Source organism: Enterobacter sp. C6 (genome assembly GCF_008122455.1).
In the GTDB taxonomy this organism is placed as follows: Bacteria; Pseudomonadota; Gammaproteobacteria; order Enterobacterales; family Enterobacteriaceae; genus Enterobacter; species Enterobacter pseudoroggenkampii.
This window is the reverse complement of sequence record NZ_QPFW01000169.1, coordinates 1-18,134: the sequence shown is the minus strand read 5'-3', so window position 1 is coordinate 18,134 and position 18,134 is coordinate 1. Positions and strand designations below refer to the sequence as shown.

At 55.3% G+C, this 18,134-nt stretch carries 18 protein-coding genes and 1 tRNA gene; 8 read left to right on the top strand and 11 right to left on the bottom strand.

Annotated features, from left to right (window positions below; genetic code table 11):
* From DOU50_RS04965 to syd, 5 genes are all read right to left on the bottom strand, one after another.
* On the bottom strand, window positions 1-1,336 hold a 1,336-nt coding region (locus tag DOU50_RS04965), incomplete at its 3' end, for an MFS transporter (RefSeq protein WP_148768938.1).
* A gap of 307 nt (window positions 1,337-1,643) precedes the next feature.
* Window positions 1,644-2,093, bottom strand: coding sequence for a flavodoxin (locus tag DOU50_RS04955; protein WP_148768937.1), 450 nt, complete (start codon window positions 2,091-2,093; stop codon window positions 1,644-1,646).
* 24 nt (window positions 2,094-2,117) lie between these two features.
* On the bottom strand, window positions 2,118-2,894 hold the full coding sequence (gene truC / locus DOU50_RS04950; protein ID WP_024909276.1) for a tRNA pseudouridine(65) synthase TruC: 777 nt from the start codon (window positions 2,892-2,894) through the stop codon (window positions 2,118-2,120).
* A complete protein-coding gene (locus DOU50_RS04945; RefSeq protein WP_148768936.1) occupies window positions 2,891-3,220 on the bottom strand; it encodes a YqcC family protein in 330 nt (109 codons plus the stop codon). The genes truC and DOU50_RS04945 overlap by 4 nt, the downstream gene beginning before the upstream one ends.
* Window positions 3,221-3,851: 631 nt before the next feature.
* The gene (gene syd / locus DOU50_RS04935) at window positions 3,852-4,397 is read right to left on the bottom strand and encodes a SecY-interacting protein (RefSeq protein ID WP_148768935.1); all 546 of its coding nucleotides are present in this window, start codon (window positions 4,395-4,397) and stop codon (window positions 3,852-3,854) included.
* A gap of 69 nt (window positions 4,398-4,466) precedes the next feature.
* Here syd and queF point away from each other — a divergent pair, with 69 nt between their 5' ends.
* The 5 genes from queF (at window position 4,467) to xni (ending at window position 10,902) form a co-directional block, all read left to right on the top strand.
* A complete protein-coding gene (gene queF / locus DOU50_RS04930; RefSeq protein WP_021241894.1) occupies window positions 4,467-5,309 on the top strand; it encodes an NADPH-dependent 7-cyano-7-deazaguanine reductase QueF in 843 nt (280 codons plus the stop codon).
* A gap of 116 nt (window positions 5,310-5,425) precedes the next feature.
* The gene (gene ppnN, locus DOU50_RS04925) at window positions 5,426-6,790 is read left to right on the top strand and encodes a nucleotide 5'-monophosphate nucleosidase PpnN (protein ID WP_008499641.1); all 1,365 of its coding nucleotides are present in this window, start codon (window positions 5,426-5,428) and stop codon (window positions 6,788-6,790) included.
* A 515-nt stretch (window positions 6,791-7,305) separates the two neighbouring features.
* Window positions 7,306-8,601: an HAAAP family serine/threonine permease gene (locus tag DOU50_RS04920; RefSeq protein ID WP_024909280.1), complete on the top strand. Its 1,296-nt coding sequence runs from the start codon at window positions 7,306-7,308 to the stop codon at window positions 8,599-8,601.
* A gap of 65 nt (window positions 8,602-8,666) precedes the next feature.
* A complete protein-coding gene (gene sdaB / locus DOU50_RS04915; RefSeq protein WP_032648113.1) occupies window positions 8,667-10,034 on the top strand; it encodes an L-serine ammonia-lyase II in 1,368 nt (455 codons plus the stop codon).
* Between the two features lie 112 nt (window positions 10,035-10,146).
* Window positions 10,147-10,902, top strand: coding sequence for a flap endonuclease Xni (gene xni, locus DOU50_RS04910; RefSeq protein WP_148768934.1), 756 nt, complete (start codon window positions 10,147-10,149; stop codon window positions 10,900-10,902).
* 109 nt (window positions 10,903-11,011) lie between these two features.
* Here the strand turns inward: xni and rlmM are convergent, their stop codons facing one another.
* The 4 genes from rlmM to DOU50_RS04890 all read right to left on the bottom strand — a co-directional run bounded on the left by rlmM (window position 11,012) and on the right by DOU50_RS04890 (window position 14,034).
* Window positions 11,012-12,112 (bottom strand): 23S rRNA (cytidine(2498)-2'-O)-methyltransferase RlmM, encoded by a 1,101-nt coding sequence (gene rlmM, locus DOU50_RS04905; RefSeq protein WP_148768933.1) that lies wholly within the window; start codon window positions 12,110-12,112, stop codon window positions 11,012-11,014.
* Window positions 12,105-12,500: a DUF423 domain-containing protein gene (locus DOU50_RS04900; protein WP_023309031.1), complete on the bottom strand. Its 396-nt coding sequence runs from the start codon at window positions 12,498-12,500 to the stop codon at window positions 12,105-12,107. Before DOU50_RS04900 ends, rlmM begins: the two co-directional genes overlap by 8 nt.
* 39 nt (window positions 12,501-12,539) lie before the next feature.
* A complete protein-coding gene (gcvA, locus tag DOU50_RS04895) occupies window positions 12,540-13,457 on the bottom strand; it encodes a glycine cleavage system transcriptional regulator GcvA (protein WP_024909282.1) in 918 nt (305 codons plus the stop codon).
* 349 nt (window positions 13,458-13,806) lie between these two features.
* On the bottom strand, window positions 13,807-14,034 hold the full coding sequence (locus tag DOU50_RS04890) for a YgdI/YgdR family lipoprotein (protein WP_008499648.1): 228 nt from the start codon (window positions 14,032-14,034) through the stop codon (window positions 13,807-13,809).
* A 192-nt stretch (window positions 14,035-14,226) separates the two neighbouring features.
* Between DOU50_RS04890 and csdA the strand changes: the two genes are divergently transcribed.
* On the top strand, window positions 14,227-15,432 hold the full coding sequence (gene csdA / locus DOU50_RS04885; protein WP_032648116.1) for a cysteine desulfurase CsdA: 1,206 nt from the start codon (window positions 14,227-14,229) through the stop codon (window positions 15,430-15,432).
* Window positions 15,432-15,878 (top strand): cysteine desulfurase sulfur acceptor subunit CsdE, encoded by a 447-nt coding sequence (csdE, locus tag DOU50_RS04880; RefSeq protein ID WP_023333259.1) that lies wholly within the window; start codon window positions 15,432-15,434, stop codon window positions 15,876-15,878. Before csdA ends, csdE begins: the two co-directional genes overlap by 1 nt.
* Here csdE and tcdA read toward each other — a convergent pair.
* Both tcdA and mltA read right to left on the bottom strand, forming a co-directional pair.
* The gene (gene tcdA, locus DOU50_RS04875; RefSeq protein WP_008499651.1) at window positions 15,869-16,675 is read right to left on the bottom strand and encodes a tRNA cyclic N6-threonylcarbamoyladenosine(37) synthase TcdA; all 807 of its coding nucleotides are present in this window, start codon (window positions 16,673-16,675) and stop codon (window positions 15,869-15,871) included. The genes csdE and tcdA overlap by 10 nt on opposite strands.
* Before the next feature lie 75 nt (window positions 16,676-16,750).
* On the bottom strand, window positions 16,751-17,848 hold the full coding sequence (gene mltA, locus DOU50_RS04870) for a murein transglycosylase A (protein ID WP_023309035.1): 1,098 nt from the start codon (window positions 17,846-17,848) through the stop codon (window positions 16,751-16,753).
* 208 nt (window positions 17,849-18,056) lie between these two features.
* On the opposite strand from mltA, the gene DOU50_RS04865 reads away from it, so the two are divergent.
* Window positions 18,057-18,133, top strand: a tRNA-Met gene (locus tag DOU50_RS04865).
* The last annotated feature ends 1 nt before the right edge of the window (window position 18,134 follow it).

Here is an 18,134-nt window from a genome sequence, read left to right as displayed (position 1 = left end):
GTTTAAGTTCGACGCGTTTGATATCCCCCACCAGTACCAGGTAACTCAGTACCGCCACCAGCGCATGCACACCCACGTAGATCAGCGCACCGTTGAACGATCCGGTGGTGCCGACGATGTAACCGATCGCGATGGGCGTAACAATCCCGGAGATGTTGCCGAACATGTTGAACAGACCGCCGCTCAGGCCGCTGATCTCTTTCGGGGCCGTATCCGCCATCACCGCCCAGCCCAGCGCGCCAATGCCTTTGCCGAAGAAGGCCATCGCCATAAAGCCGATGATCATCCACTCGGCATTGACGTAGTTACAGAACACCATGGTCATGGAGAGCAGCATGCCGAGCACGATAGGCGTTTTACGCGCAATGTTCAGGGAACCGGTGCGGCGCATCAGCCAGTCGGAAATCACCCCGCCGAGCACGCCCCCCACGAAACCGCAGATGGCCGGAACCGAGGCGACGAATCCCGCTTTCAGAATCGACATGCCGCGTGCCTGCACCAGGTAAACCGGGAACCAGGTGATGAAAAAGTAGGTTAAGGCGTTGATACAGTACTGGCCCAGATAGATCCCGATCATCATGCGCGAACCGACGAGCTGCCTGATCTGCGCCCATTTCTGGCTGAACGGGACTTTCGCCGTCGAGGATTTCTGATCCATGTTGATCAGCGCGCCGCCTTCTGCGATGTACTCCAGCTCTTTTTTGTTTACGCCAGGATGCTGGTTGGGTTCGTGGATCACTTTCAGCCAGATAAAGCTGATGACGATCCCGAGTCCGCCCATAAAGAAGAACACGTGCGACCAGCCCACCTCATGGGTCAGCCAGCCCATAATGGGCGCAAAGATCACCGTCGCGAAGTACTGTGCGGAGTTAAAAATCGCCACCGCCGTTCCCCTCTCCTGCGCCGGGAACCAGGCCGCCACAATGCGGCTGTTGCCCGGGAAGGAAGGCGCTTCCGCTAACCCCACCAGGAAGCGCAGCGTGAAGAGCGCCACGATAATGCCGAAGCCGCTGAAGATATCGACGAAGCCCTGCAGCAGGGTAAAGGCAGACCAGATAAAGATGGACCAGAAATAGACGCGTTTAGATCCAAAACGGTCCAGCAGCCAGCCGCCAGGAATTTGCCCGATGACGTAGGCCCATGAGAATGCGGAGAAAACGTAACCCATGCCCACGGGATCAAGGCCGATATCTTTTGCCATTTCCGAACCGGCAATCGACAGCGTGGCGCGGTCACCATAGTTAAAGGACGTGACGATAAACAGCATCACCACTATCCAGTAGCGGGCGTTGGTGCGCTTTTCAGCGCTGCTCGCCGCGTGGCTTAATGTACTCATTGTTGCACTCCTGAAACATAGCTTTCGCCAGGTTCATTCTGTACAGCACCGGTAGGGTAATCAGAATGAGATTTGTTTTGTCGTTTTGGTACGGCCTGAAGCCGTTTTATCGTGACCAGGAAAGTATATGAAGGAGTGACGCCTTCTCTCACCGTGCAAAAACACAGTATTAAAGGGTGTGAGGGAGGTTGTTTAGGGCATAAGCCCAGAGGAGTGGAAGGTGGTTCACGGAAATGGCGTTTGGTGCGGAGTGTAATGCCGGGTGGCGGCTACGCCTGACCCGGCCCACCATTGGTATAGCGCAGGGTTATTTAAGCAGCGTTGCCCAGTGCTCGACCCATGGGTTTGATTCGCTTTCTGGCTCCGGGTGCTCACCCGCATCAATCAGCAGCATCTCGCCGACGCGCTGGGCGCTCTGCTCCTGCAGGAGCGCATCGAACTGCTTGCCGCCGCCGCAGAAGTTTGCGTAAGAGCTGTCGCCGAGGGCGATGATGCCGTAGTGTACATCTGGCTGATAGCCAAGCTCGTCTTTAATGCCCTGGAACAGCGGCACGATGCTGTCCGGCAGATCGCCCTGCCCGGTGGTGGAGGTCACCACCAGAATGTATTTGTCTTTATACTTTTCCCAGTCTGCCAGCTCCGGGTCTTCATAGACCGTGGCTTTATGGCCATGACTTGCCAGAATCGCCTCAGCCTCTTCCGCGACCAGCAGCGAATTGCCGTACATTGTGCCGACAAAAATGCCTACTTCAGCCATGATATTTTCCCATAATGAATGCGTTTACTGTTCATCCTGAACGTTGCCCGATACAAACTCAACCCTTTCATTTTCGGGGAGTTGTCCCAGCCAGCCAAACTGTGACAGCGCCTGCATCCAGACGTCGTCCAGCCCCGCGCGAATAGTCAGCGGCTCGCCGGTAAACGGGTGCGTCATGCTGAGTTCGCTCGCGTGCAGCATCAGGCGATGGCAGCCAAAGTGTTCGGCCGCGCTGCGGTTCTGGCGCAAATCACCGTGTTTGCTGTCGCCAATAATCGGGTGGCGCAGATGTGCAAGATGGCGTCGCAGCTGGTGCTTACGCCCGGTTTTGGGCAGAAGCTCAACCAGGCTGTAGCGCGTGGTCGGAAATTTGCTGGTGGCCACCGGCATTTCCGTCGTCGCCATGCCGCGATAATCCGTCACCGCAGGCTGCGGACCTTTGTCATCGCGGGCAAATTTATCGGCAATTTTGTCCAGTTCCTCCACCAGCGGGTAGTCCAGGGTGGCGGACTCGGTCAGCCAGCCACGCACGATCGCGTGGTAGCGCTTCTGGATCTGGTGCTGTTCAAACTGCTGCGCCAGCAGACGGCCAGCTTCGCTGGACAGCCCCATCAGCAACACGCCGGAGGTCGGTCTGTCGAGACGATGGGCGGTAAAAACATGCTGACCAATCTGGTCGCGAACGGTCTGCATCACCACCACTTTCTCGTCGCGATCCAGCCAGCTGCGGTGCACCAGCCAGCCTGACGGTTTATTCACCGCCACCAGCCACTCGTCCTGATAGAGGATCTCAAGCGTCATGCATCTTCACCGGCAAACAGGGCATCCAGTTTTTCCAGTTCGACCAGCATCACGTCACGCGCAGGGTGCGTCGCCTCGAGCGCCATTTCATAGTAGGGAGAGACAGCAAACGCCTGCGGCAGCGGGTGACCACCCTCAAGCAGGGAATGCATACGCGGAATTAACACCCACTGCAGCCACTCAAACGGGGCCAGCGTATCCAGGCAGAAGGGCTGGGTGCTCGCGAACGCTTCTGGCTGCGGCGCGGTCTCCTGCCACAGCTGATGTTGGCGCAAAAGGGCTTCGATGGCGTGCAACTGAGCACGAACGCTATCGTGTTGCGTCATAGTAACCTCAACTGAAAAAGTGAACGGCGCGCAGCATAGCATTGCGGAAGACAGAAATAAAAAAAGGGAGCACTGTAAAAACAGTGCTCCCGGTTCGTTCCGCAGCATTCCAGCTACAATTCGTGCTCCCTGCTCATCCGTGACAACTTTTCCTGAAGCCCGAAGGCCTGGTCATCCGTAAACCGATGCATCCTGCACACATCTTCCTGACGTGTTTGTTTCATCCTGAAACGTCCTGGCCTTCCAGACCCACCGACCATCCTGACCGGCTCTCGTTCTCCTTCCTGGAGGTGTCCCTTACGCATCCTGCGTAATCCACTTCGCTTCATCCTGAAGCCTTCCTGCAGCGCCATCCTGACGAGTCCTGAGTGAGATACGCCATCATCCTGATGTTCGTTTCTCGTGTCGGCATCCTGTCGACGGAGATAGAATCCGCTATTCCGCTTCGTCTTACAACCCACCCTTTCGGGTGTGTAAGCTGTAAGAAATCCCTAAAAATGGTGCAATAAAGCCGTAATCTATTGAAAAACAGAGTAATATTAATCTGAACTAAATGAGGTAATACTGAATGTTCCAGCGATCTCTCACAAACCTTGTAAGAGATCTCTCACACGCGCTATAGCATCATGGATTACAGAAGTGGCTCAAGTCGGGTGAGGAAATCCGCAAGAGAGGGGGCGAGAGTCTCGCGATTGCGGGTACCGATAGTCTCTTTAACCACTTCACCTGACAGGTTACAGACGGATAACACATCCAGTTCACTGTCCAGCGTGGCAATAAAGAGCGTCGGAGAAAGCTTAAGGCGCTTTTGCGTGACCAGATGACCAATCAGGTTTTCCTGAACACGCTGCAGATCGTCTTCGCTCCAGGTCTGCAACAGCGTCAGCGTGATATCAGCAAAGCGCGCGGGCATATCCCCTGCGAACTGCGTGGTATAAAACGCATGAACCGCTGGTTGTACCACAATGTCCATTGCCCGTTCAACCGCATTTACATTTTGCTCGCCGGTATTGGGCTTCGGTTGCCAGATAACGTAATCCTCAAGCGAAGAGATAATGCACGGCGAGGGTACGCCATATAAATCAGCACTTTGCGGCCACGAGCCCTGCTTTTCATGCCATGCGTCGCAATAGCGGGTCGTGAAGGTAGTGAGGGCATTTGCAGTTTCGATGTCCACCGATTTCTCTCTTCTTGTCAGACAGGATAAACTCAGCCCATAAGTGTACCTGTAAAGTGGCTATGAAACATGTCTTACGAAAATCATCAGGCGTTAACCGGCTTAACGCTGGGTAAATCGACCGATTACCGCGATACCTACGATGCAAGCCTGCTGCAGGGCGTACCGCGCAGCCTGAATCGCGATCCTTTGGGTCTGCATGCGGACGCATTGCCGTTTGTCGGCGGTGATATCTGGACGCTGTACGAACTCTCCTGGCTCAACGCACGCGGTCTGCCGCAGGTGGCGGTGGGCCACGTCGAGCTGGATTACGCCAGCGTTAATCTCGTCGAGTCCAAAAGCTTTAAGCTGTATCTCAACAGTTTTAACCAGACAAAATTCAACAGCTGGGACGACGTTCAGCACACCCTGGAACGTGACTTAAGCGCCTGCGCGCAGGGTAAGGTAAGCGTTTCACTGTATCGCCTGCACGAGCTGGAAGGGCAGCCTGTCGCCCACTTCAACGGGACCTGCATCGACGATCAGGATATTGAGGTGGAGAATTATGAATTCAGCGCCGATTACCTCGAAAACGCGGCGAGCGGAAAAGTGGTCGAAGAGACGCTGGTCAGCCATCTGCTGAAATCCAACTGCCTGATCACCCACCAGCCGGACTGGGGCTCGGTGCAGATCCAGTACCGCGGCCCAAAAATCGACCGGGAAAAATTGCTGCGCTACCTGGTGTCGTTCCGCCATCACAACGAATTCCACGAGCAGTGCGTGGAGCGCATCTTTAGCGATATTCAGCGTTTTTGTCAGCCGGAGAAGCTGAGCGTTTACGCGCGCTACACCCGCCGCGGCGGTCTGGACATTAACCCGTGGCGCACCAACACCGATTTTGTGCCGGCGACGGGACGGCTGGTGCGTCAGTAATATAAATATTTTCACAATATGCGCGGTATCTTCCGCGCTTTAGGTTGTGAAACGTCACGCGCCAGGGCTATTGTAATCAACAGGGAAAGACGATAATCGTCCCGTAAGGAGCTCACTTGATTACACATATTAGCCCGCTTGGCTCAATGGATATGTTGTCGCAGCTGGAAGTGGACATGCTTAAGCGCACGGCCAGCAGCGATCTTTATCAACTGTTTCGTAACTGTTCACTTGCCGTACTGAACTCCGGAAGCCTGACAGATAACAGTAAAGAACTGCTGTCCCGCTTCGAAAGCTTTGATATCAACGTGCTGCGCCGCGAGCGTGGCGTGAAGCTTGAAGTCATCAACCCGCCGGAAGAGGCCTTTGTCGATGGGCGCATCATTCGTTCACTTCAGGCTAACCTGTTTGCCGTGCTGCGTGACATCCTGTTTGTTAACGGGCAGATCCACAACGCAGGCCGTTTCCAGCATCTCGACCTGGAAAGCTCAGTCCATATCACCAACCTGGTGTTCTCCATTTTGCGTAACGCCCGTGCCCTGCACGTGGGTGAAGCGCCGAACATGGTCGTCTGCTGGGGCGGTCACTCCATTAACGAAACCGAATACCTTTATGCGCGCCGGGTGGGCACCCAGCTGGGCCTGCGCGAGCTGAATATCTGTACCGGCTGTGGTCCGGGTGCGATGGAAGCGCCAATGAAAGGAGCCGCAGTGGGACACGCGCAGCAGCGTTATAAAGAGGGGCGTTTCATCGGCATGACCGAGCCGTCCATCATCGCGGCTGAGCCACCTAACCCGCTGGTTAACGAGCTGATTATCATGCCGGATATCGAGAAACGTCTTGAGGCGTTTGTCCGTATCGCCCACGGCATTATCATCTTCCCGGGCGGCGTGGGGACAGCGGAGGAGCTGCTCTACCTGCTGGGTATTCTGATGAACCCGGCCAACAAAGATCAGGTTCTGCCGCTGATCCTGACCGGGCCAAAAGAGAGCGCCGACTACTTCCGCGTGCTGGACGAGTTTATCGTGCACACGCTGGGTGAAGCCGCGCGTCGTCACTATCGCATCATCATCGACGATGCCGCAGAAGTGGCCCGCCAGATGAAGAAAGCGATGCCATTGGTGAAAGAAAACCGTCGCGATACCGGTGATGCGTACAGCTTTAACTGGTCAATCCGAATTGCGCCGGACCTGCAGATCCCGTTCGAGCCTTCACACGAGAACATGGCTAACCTGAAACTTTACCCGGATCAGCCGGTGGAAGTCCTGGCCGCCGATCTGCGTCGCGCCTTCTCCGGGATTGTGGCGGGCAACGTCAAAGAGGTCGGTATCCGCGCCATTGAGCAGTACGGTCCGTACAAGATCCACGGCGATCCGGAGATGATGCGCCGTATGGATGACATGCTGCAGGGCTTTGTCGCCCAGCACCGCATGAAGCTGCCGGGCTCTGCCTATATTCCTTGCTACGAAATCTGCACCTGACGCTTAGCGATATCTCATCAAAGCCGGGTCGCCCTGTTGCGCGTCCCGGCTTTTTTTATTCCTGATGTAATTCATAGGCATCACTTATATCTTTTACAAAGTTGTCACATACGCAAACGATTACCTGCATTTTGCAACCGTAAATTATCAGCCTTAATCCAAATTACCTGCCAGAAAATACTAAAAACCCATTTCTTTACAGCGAAAGACACCTATATCACGGGGCGGTCTTTCAGCGCACATGTCGTTGGTGGTAGCCTTCGCGCCCGTAAATTCTCTTTGATGTTTTTTTAACAGATAAATGGTCTAAAGATGCCCACATCATAAGTGGATTATTGCATTTGGGATCACGATCACTGATAGATTCATAACTAGAATGTATCTTTCCGCCCGCCAATAGTTACGGGCAAAAATTATTAAAAAACCGTCACTGAACGAATTTCATATTACCGTCAGGCACTTTTTCATCGGATTTGACTAAAAACCTGACAATTCGCTTCCTCCAGGAGATACAGATGGAAACCACTCAAACCAGCACCGTTGCTTCGATTGAATCCCGAAGTGGTTGGCGCAAAACGGATACCATGTGGATGCTTGGCCTTTACGGCACAGCAATCGGCGCTGGTGTACTGTTCCTTCCTATCAACGCAGGCGTCGGCGGTCTGATCCCGCTGATCATTATGGCTATCATTGCTTTCCCGATGACCTTCTTTGCACACCGCGGTCTGACCCGCTTCGTGCTGTCCGGTAAAAACCCGGGCGAAGACATCACTGAAGTAGTTGAAGAGCATTTCGGCGTGGGCGCAGGTAAATTGATTACCCTGCTCTACTTCTTCGCGATTTACCCTATTCTGCTGGTCTACAGCGTGGCGATCACTAACACCGTTGAAAGCTTCATGATGCACCAGCTGCACATGACGCCGCCGCCGCGTGCGATTCTGTCTCTGATCCTGATTGTGGGCATGATGACCATCGTGCGCTTCGGTGAGCAGATGATTGTGAAAGCAATGAGCGTACTGGTCTTCCCGTTCGTTATTGCTCTGATGGTACTGGCTTGCTACCTGATCCCACAGTGGAACGGTGCAGCACTGGAAACCCTGTCCCTGAGCAGCGCATCGGCAACCGGTAACGGCCTGCTGATGACACTCTGGCTGGCGATTCCGGTAATGGTGTTCTCTTTCAACCACTCCCCAATCATCTCCTCTTTCGCTGTTGCGAAACGTGAAGAGTACGGTAATGGTGCAGAGAAGAAGTGCTCCAGCATCCTGGCACGCGCTCACATCATGATGGTGCTGACCGTTATGTTCTTCGTCTTCAGCTGCGTACTGAGCCTCTCCCCGGCGGACCTGGCGGCAGCGAAAGAGCAGAACATCTCTATTCTGTCTTACCTGGCAAACCACTTTAACGCACCTGTCATTGCGTGGATGGCACCTATCATCGCGATTATCGCCATCACCAAATCCTTCCTGGGCCACTACCTCGGCGCACGTGAAGGCTTCAACGGTATGGTGATTAAATCTCTGCGCGGTAAAGGCAAGAGCATTGAAATCAACAAGCTGAACAAAATCACTGCACTGTTCATGCTGCTCACCACCTGGGCGGTAGCAACGCTGAACCCAAGCATCCTGGGCATGATTGAAACCCTGGGCGGCCCGGTCATCGCGATGATTCTGTTCCTGATGCCGATGTACGCGATTCAGAAAGTCCCTGCTATGCGCAAGTACAGCGGTCATGTGAGCAACGTCTTTGTGGTTATCATGGGTCTTATCGCAATCTCTGCGATCTTCTACTCCCTGTACACCATGTTCTGATTATCACCCGCGCCGTCTTCGGACGGCGCACTCCTCCCTCTCTGACTGAAAGCAATGGACGCATCATGATTAGCGTATTCGATATTTTCAAAATCGGTATTGGTCCTTCCAGCTCTCACACCGTCGGACCAATGAAAGCCGGTAAGCAGTTCACGGATGACTTGATTGCACGCGGCATCTTGCATGACGTTACCCGCGTGGTTGTCGATGTATACGGCTCGCTTTCCCTGACCGGGAAAGGCCACCATACCGATATCGCCATTATCATGGGCCTGGCGGGAAATCTGCCGGATACCGTTGATATTGATGCGATCCCAGGCTTCATCCAGGATGTGAATACCCACGGTCGCCTGCTGCTGGCGAACGGTGAGCATGAGGTTGAATTCCCGGTTGATCACTGCATGAATTTCCATGCGGACAACCTGTCGCTGCACGAAAACGGCATGCGCATTACCGCACTGGCCGGCGACAAAGCGGTATACAGCCAGACGTATTACTCTATCGGCGGCGGTTTTATCGTCGACGAAGACCACTTTGGTCAAACCGATAACGCTTCTGTCGAGGTGCCGTATCCGTACAAAACGGCGGCGGATCTTCAGCGTCACTGCCAGGAGACGGGCCTTTCCCTCTCCGGCCTGATGATGAAAAACGAGCTGGCACTTCACAGCAAAGAAGAACTCGAACAGCACTTCACCAACGTCTGGGACGTGATGCGCGGCGGTATTGAGCGCGGGATCACCACCGAAGGCGTTCTGCCTGGCAAGCTTCGCGTGCCGCGTCGTGCTGCAGCGCTGCGCCGTATGCTGGTGAGCACTGACAAAACGACAACGGACCCAATGGCCGTCGTTGACTGGATCAACATGTTCGCCCTGGCGGTGAACGAAGAGAACGCCGCAGGGGGCCGTGTGGTCACCGCGCCGACTAACGGTGCCTGCGGTATCGTTCCGGCGGTGCTGGCGTACTACGACAAGTTTATCCGTGAAGTAAACGCCAACTCACTGGCACGCTACCTGCTGGTCGCCAGTGCGATTGGTTCGCTGTATAAGATGAACGCGTCCATTTCCGGTGCGGAAGTGGGCTGTCAGGGTGAAGTCGGCGTGGCGTGCTCCATGGCGGCGGCGGGTCTGGCCGAACTGTTGGGTGCAAGCCCGACCCAGGTGTGCATTGCTGCGGAAATCGGCATGGAACATAACCTGGGACTGACCTGTGACCCGGTTGCCGGACAGGTACAGGTGCCGTGCATCGAACGTAACGCGATTGCCTCCGTGAAGGCGGTGAACGCGGCACGTATGGCGCTGCGCCGCACCAGCGAGCCGCGCGTCTGTCTCGATAAGGTTATCGAAACCATGTACGAAACGGGTAAAGATATGAACGCCAAATACCGCGAAACCTCTCGCGGCGGCCTGGCGATGAAGATCGTGACCTGCGATTAAGCCTCTCAGGAAGCCTCGTTTTGCGAGGCTTCTTCCTGTTTTCCCCACCATTCATAGTTTCATGCTGCTGACAGTGTTACCCTTCCTGCATTAGATAGAAGGGAGATTATCTGTGGCCGTTCATTTACTTATCGTCGATGCACTTAACCTGATTCGCCGTATCCATGCGGTACAGGGGACGCCTTGTAAAGACACCTGTCTGCACGCGCTGGAACAGCTTATCCGCCACAGTGAACCCACCCATGCGGTCGCGGTATTTGATGACGAAGCCCGCAATACGGGCTGGCGGCACCAGCGTCTACCGGACTACAAAGCCGGACGCGCACCGATGCCGGACGATCTTCACGCTGAATTGCCCATGCTGCGCGCCGCATTTGAACAGCGGGGCGTCCCCTGCTGGGGGGCACAGGGAAATGAAGCCGACGATCTTGCGGCCACCCTGGCCGTAAAGGTGGCGAGTGCCGGGCATCAGGCCACGATCGTTTCAACGGACAAAGGCTACTGCCAGCTGCTCTCCCCCACTATCCGCATTCGCGACTATTTTCAAAAACGCTGGCTGGACGCGCCGTTTATTGCCAGCGAGTTTGGCGTCTCGCCTGAGCAACTGCCGGACTACTGGGGGCTGGCAGGCATCAGCAGTTCTAAGGTTCCGGGTGTGGCCGGGATTGGGCCGAAGAGTGCCGCACAGCTGCTGAACGATTTTCAGAGTCTGGAAGGAATTTACGCCCGTCTGGATGAGGTGCCAGGAAAGTGGCGCAAAAAGCTGGAGGCGCATAAAGAGATGGCGTTTATCTGCCGGGAAATCGCAACGCTACAGACGGATTTACAGCTGGACGGGAATTTACAGCAGCTGCGGTTAGAACGTTAATGCCCCCTCACCCTAACCCTCTCCCCATAGGGGAGAGGGAACTGCTCGGTGCGGTCTTTTCCCCCTCGCCCCTTTGGGGAGAGGGCCGGGGTGAGGGGCAATCAGCGCACTATCGCTCGTCGCGACGTCCGCCAACCGCAGCCCACCAGCGACGAATATGCACCGTCACCTCTTCGCGGTCGTGATACAGCTGACGCGCCTGGATCTCCACGTTAATACCGTGTTCGTCCATCTGCTCCTGAATGTACGCCAGGTTCTGCGACACTTCCTCATAGCGCTTTTTCATCGGCAGCTTGAGGTTGAAAATGGTCTCACGGCACCAGCCGTTCACCAGCCAGGAGGCCATTAGCGCGGCGACTTTTGCCGGCTTCTCAACCATATCGCACACCATCCACGAGATGTTGTTACGGTTCGGGCGATAGCGGAAACCATCTTCACGCAGCCACGTGACCTGCCCGGTGTCCATCAGGCTTTGCGCCATTGGACCGTTATCAACAGACGATACCCACATATTGCGTTTCACCAGCTGATAGGTCCAGCCGCCCGGGCACGCGCCAAGGTCGACGGCGTACATGCCGTTTGCCAGACGCTCATCCCACTCATCCGCCGGGATAAAGACGTGGAACGCCTCTTCCAGCTTGAGCGTGGAACGGCTTGGCGCATCGGACGGGAAGCGCAAACGCGGGATGCCCATAAAGAAGGGAGAGTTGTTGGTAGTGTATGAATAGCCCGTATAACAGCAGCCTGGTGCGATAAAGAAGATATGCACCACCGGACGCTTCGCCGTTTCGTAGTTCGTCAGCACGCCCGCATCACGCAGCGCCGCACGCAGCGGCACGGTGAACTTACGGCAGAACTTCATCAGCTCTTTACTTTCGTTGGTATCCGCCACTTCAACGCGCAGATCGCCGCCCTTCTCCACCACGCCCTGCAGCATGCCGACAATTGGCGTGATGCGGTCTTCCGGCGGAAGATCCTTCAGCAGCTCACCCGCAACAAACATCTGGCGAGCAAAGATCAGCGAGCTGAACGGTAGCTCGCGTGCCAGCTTGTCTGCGTCTTCAGGCTGATAGCACTCGAATACCACATAGCCCGCGTTCTCTTTTACGCGGGCAAAGCCGAAGACTTCGCGCTTCGCCGCTTTATCGGTAATTTCCGCGGCGCACTCTTTCTCAAACCCCGGGCGACAATATAAAACAACCTTATTCATGAACAACGCCCTTGCGTTTCAGACGGATAGCTCCGATAAACATTAATACCCAACCCGCCAGGAAGCTGAAGCCGCCGACAGGTGTAACGAACGCCCACAGGCGCAGATGTGAGAGCGCAAGGCAGTACAGGCTACCGCTGAACAACACGGTACCCAGCGCCATAAACACGCTGCTCCAGTAAAACCAGATACTGATACGGCGCTGCATCGCCACCGCCAGCCCAAAAATAGCCAGCGTGTGGAACGCCTGATATTCAAGGCCGGTCTGGATCCAGCCCATCTCTACTGCGCCTAAAGACTTGCTTAAGACATGTGCGCCAAAGGCGCCCAGTGCAACAAAAATAAAGCCACTCACCGCGGCAAAAATCAGCATGAATCGGCTGGTCATGTTTAAGTCCTGAATTGATGCGTGCCCGGCACACAAACGTTATTGTTCATACCTGAAGCGGAATTTTTCTTGCTCGGTTGCCGCTTTCGCCAGTATCCACTGCCGGAAGGCGGCTATTTTACCCAGTTCTGCCTGACTGTCATGACAAACCAGATAAAACGCATTCTTGCTGACCAGTACATCATTAAAAGGGCAAACCAGGCGGCCTGCCTCAATTTCGGACTGCGCCATGACGTTGTTCGCCAACGCCACGCCCTGCCCGTGAATGGCAGCCTGTAACACCATCGCACTGTGGCTAAAGATGGGTCCCTGCTGCACGTTTATATGAGTAAGACCTAATTGACGGGTATAAGTTTGCCAGTCGCGTCGAGAGGCATCATGCAAAAGCGTATGCTGAGCCAGGTCAGCGGGTGACTTCAGCGCCTTTTCACCTGTTAACAGCAGGGGAGAGCAGACCGGCAGGAGATATTCTGCGTATAATTTCTCAACACGCAAGCCCGGCCAGTTACCGCGACCATAAAAAATGGCAACGTCCACGTCATCTGCCAGCTTATCTTCCTGACGATCTACGGCCTGGATTCGAACGTCGATCCCCGGATAAGCTGAGTTAAAGCTTGAGAGTCTTGGCACCAGCCATTGAATGGCAAAACTGGGCAATAAACTGACGGTCAGGGCACCTTTTGCACTGCGAGCCTGCAGCTTACGCGTGGCTTCCGTAAGCTGTGAAAAAATCTCTTTAATATCCTGAAAATAGCTCTGCCCCTCTTCGGTCAACAGCAACGAACGGTTGCGTCGACGAAACAGCTTAAGGCCCAGAAAATCCTCCAGAGACTTGATTTGATGACTTACTGCGGCCTGTGTCACAAAAAGCTCATCGGCTGCGCGGGTGAAGCTCAGGTGACGTGCTGCTGCATCAAAAACACGTAATGCATTGAGGGGTGGCAATCGCTTTGACATGGTTATCTGGCTTAGATGTTAACGGATTTTAACAAACAGGAAACAACGTTTAACCTATTAGTTTTTTTTATCTGAGCCATTATAATTTGTCCGTTGAGGAACTACCAGCAAATACCTATAGTGGCGGCACTTCCTGAGCCGGAACGAAGAGCTTTTTTCGGAATGCGTGTTCTGAAGGGCTTTTGGCTTACGGTTGTGATGTTGTGTTGTTGTGTTTGCAATTGGTCTGCGATTCAGACCACGGTAGCAACGCTACCAATTTTTCACTTCCTGTACATTTACCCTGTCTGTCCATAGTGATTAATGTAGCACCGCCAATTTGCGGTGCTTTTTTTTCGCCTGCGATCTGTTAATGCTCGATCTCTTTCATCTCTTTCACGTCCGTGCGGTTGATCTGCTGCTTGTTCCCGTTAGCATCTTTGTATGAAATCATCCCGGTATCGTTATCAGTCGTCGGTTTCCCTTCCGATACGATAGAACGACCATCGTTGGTGTGCATCACGTAGTTGTTACCGGAACACGCGCTCAGGGCAAAAGTAAACGCACAGGCAGAAATGATTGCAGCTGTCTTATTCATGATTATTCTCCTTTAGCAATTAATGCTATTCAAACCTCGATTTATAACAGGCTAAAACATCCGCCTAACACTATTTAGCATAACCTGCTTTTTTAGGGTCATCAGGATAAGCAGACAATTCTGATAGATATCAACCTCCTTGCCCTGCCGCTGAAATTGCGCGACGATCGCTATATTGAAATGAGGAATCCCATGAACGCTTTCAGCCCTGCGCAGTTCCGCGCACAGTTTCCGGCCCTGGCCGATGCCGGTATTTATCTGGACAGCGCCGCCACCGCCCTTAAGCCCCAGGCAGTGATTGAGGCCACGCAGCAGTTCTACAGCCTGAGCGCCGGGAACGTGCATCGCAGCCAGTTTGCCGAAGCGCAGCGTTTAACCGCGCGCTATGAAGCGGCACGCGATCAGGTCGCGCACCTGATCAATGCCGAAAGCGGGAAAAACATCGTCTGGACGCGCGGTACGACCGAGGCCATCAACATGGTGGCCCAGTGCTACGCGCGCCCGCTGCTTCAGCCGGGCGATGAGATCGTCGTTAGCGAGGCGGAACATCACGCCAACCTGGTGCCGTGGCTGATGGTGGCCGAGCAAACGGGTGCACGCGTGGTGAAGCTTCCACTGGGTGCAGACCTTCTGCCCGATGTGGCCCGTCTCCCCGAGCTGATTACCTCCCGCAGCCGCATTCTGGCGCTCGGACAGATGTCGAACGTCACGGGAGGCTGCCCGGACCTGGCTCAGGCCATTCGCATAGCCCATGCCAGCGGGATGGTGGTAATGGTCGACGGCGCGCAGGGCGTGGTGCACTTCCCCGCTGATGTGCAGGCGCTGGATATCGACTTCTATGCCTTCTCAGGACATAAGCTCTACGGACCAACCGGTATAGGGGCGTTATATGGCAAGCCAGATCTGCTGGCAAAAATGACGCCGTGGCTCGGTGGCGGCAAAATGATTACCGAAGTGTCGTTCGATGGCTTCAAAACTCAGGATGTTCCCTATCGTCTGGAAGCCGGTACGCCGAACGTGGCGGGGGTGATTGGCTTAAGCGCGGCGCTGGAGTGGCTGGCAGAAACCGACATTGTCCAGGCTGAAAGCTGGAGCCGGGGACTGGCGACGCTGGCAGAGGAAGAACTCAAAAAGCGCCCGGGTTTCCGCTCGTTCCGCGTTCAGGACTCCAGCCTGCTCGCCTTTGATTTTGCGGGCGTTCATCATAGCGACATGGTGACGCTGCTGGCCGGATATGGCATTGCCCTGCGTGCCGGACAGCACTGCGCCCAGCCGCTGCTGGCGGCGCTCGGCGTTAACGGTACGCTGCGCGCCTCGTTTGCGCCGTATAATACCCAAAGCGATGTCGACGCGCTGGTTGCCGCCGTTGACCGCGCCCTTGAAATACTGGTGGATTAATGACTAGCGCTGCTTTAGCCGGACATCCGTTTGGCACTGTCATCACAGAAGAGACCTTAAAACAGACCTTCGCCCCGCTCCAGCAGTGGGAAGATAAATATCGTCAGCTGATCCTGCTGGGTAAACAGCTCCCTGCGCTTTCAGACGATCTCAAAGCGCAGGCGAAAGAGATCGCAGGCTGTGAAAACCGCGTCTGGCTGGGCGTGAGCGTCTCCGGCGAGAAGCTGCACTTCTTCGGCGACAGCGAAGGCCGCATTGTCCGGGGCCTGCTGGCCGTATTGTTAACCGCTGTGGAAGGGAAAAGCGCGGCGGAACTGCTGGCACATTCGCCGCTGGCGTTATTTGATGAGCTTGGGCTGCGCGCGCAGCTCAGCGCCTCGCGCGGTCAGGGGTTGATCGCGCTCAGCGACGCGGTACTGGATGCCGCACGTCAGGCTCAGGCCTGACGTTCCGCCTTCGCCATCATTTTCTTAAGGGCGTGAGACACCGCCACAAAGCCGAAGGAGGCGGTCACCATGGTGGCCGCGCCAAAGCCTGAGGCACAATCCATTCTCTTTGGCCCTTCCGCCGTGCTTTTCATCGCACACACGGAACCGTCCGCCTGCGGGTAGACCAGCGCTTCGGTCGAGAACACGCAGTCGACGCCCAGCTTGCCTTTGCTGTTCTTCACCACGTTAAAGTCGCTCTTCAGGCGCTCACGCAGCTTGGCCGCCAGCGGATCCTGAATGGTTTTCGCCAGATCGGCCACCTGGATCTGCGTCGGATCGATTTGCCCGCCCGCGCCGCCCGTCGTGACCAGCGGCACCTTGTAGCGGCGGCAGTATGCGATCAGCGCCGCTTTTGGCCGCACGCTGTCGATGGCGTCAATCACATAGCTGTAGCCTTTACTCATATACTCCGCGACGTTATCTGCCGTCACAAAGTCGTCGATCACCGTCACGCGGCACTCCGGGTTGATCAAGCGGATACGCTCCGCCATGACCTCAGATTTTGCCAGGCCGACGCTATCACGCAGAGCGTGAATTTGACGGTTGGTGTTGGTGACGCACACGTCATCCATGTCAATCAGCGTGATTGCGCCAATTCCGGTTCTCGCCAGCGCTTCTGCCGCCCACGATCCCACACCACCAATGCCCACGACGCAGACATGCGCATCCGCAAACAGCTGCAGGGCTTTTTCACCATATAAACGTGCCGTCCCGCCAAAACGCTGGCGCCAGGCGTCGCTGATTACCACAGACATAAAACCTCAGATGTAAAAAGGGTGAGGTTTTCCTCACCCTGAACAGTAATCCGTATTGCGCTCAGAATACCACAATCAGCCGCTGAATACGTTTCCGGCACCCGGCGCCGCCTTCAGTACCCACACGCGTCCGTAGTGGTTATACCAGCCCGCGCGGTGGCCAGCGTCAGGGCCAATGCCCTGATAGATATCGAAGTGCTGGCCTTTGATCGCCCCGCCGACGTCCAGCGCCACCATCAGACGCAGCTCATACTGGCCGTTGAACTTGCCGTTGTTGTCCAGCAGAGGAACCTCAGCCAGCAGCGTGGTGCCGGCAGGAATAATCGAGCGATCCGATGCTACCGACGCGCGGCCAATCAGCGGAACGGCACTAGCCCCTTTCACCGGGGCGAAGTTTTGCGGTTTGAAGAAGACGAACGACGGATTCTGCTCCAGCAGCTCACGCACCTCGGCTTCGCTGTGTTTCTCGCCCCACTCGCGGATCGCCTGCATCGACATGTCTTCTTTCTTCACTTCGCCACGGTCGATCAGCACCTTGCCAATACTGCGATAGGCGTGGCCGTTTTTACCGGAATAGCTAAAGAAGTTAAGCGGTGAACCGTCGCCAAAATCAATGTAGCCGCTGCCCTGAACGTCCATGATGAAGTTATCCATCAGGGAGTTGCTGTAGGCCAGAACGTAGTTTTCGCTCAGCGCACCGGCGTAGATCTCAGCGCGAGACGGCAGACGACCGCGTTTTGGCGGCATACGGTAGATAGGATACTGGAACTCGCCCTGACGCGAGTGTCGTGCCTGGATAACCGGGGTGTAATAGCCGGTAAACTGAACGTTGCCGTAGTTATCGGCCCCTTCCATCTGCCAGGCGTCGATACCAAACTGGCGCATGTTGCGCGTATCGCCGCCTGCTTTCAGCCAGTCCTGGACCGCGTTATACACGCTACTCTGAGTGCCATATAGACGCGGCGACGCGTTGCGGATCTGGTAGACCTGCTCGGAGAAATCACCGGCATTAATCGGTGCGCCGACCGCATCAGGCTGATTAACTAAAGAGAAAGGCTGGGATAACTTCCCGTCTTTATACTGTTGACCGCGATCGGTCGGTTTGGAAGAACAGGCCGCAAGAATCGCTACCATTGCGCCCGCCATCAGATACTTCGCCCAACGTCCTTTCATTATATCTCGTCTTTAAGTTGCCCATTTCCGCGTGATGAAGATAACAAACCGCCAGGGCTAATGAAATGCGATCGCATGCCCTTTGGCAAATTTTGCGCAAAAAGTAGTCCAAACAACGCCATGTCGTTCAATTTGCATACAAAATCATGATAAATGTGAAAAAGGGGTTGCATCACAAACCTATCCGAGTATAGTGCGCATCCACGGACGCGGGGTGGAGCAGCCTGGTAGCTCGTCGGGCTCATAACCCGAAGGTCGTCGGTTCAAATCCGGCCCCCGCAACCAA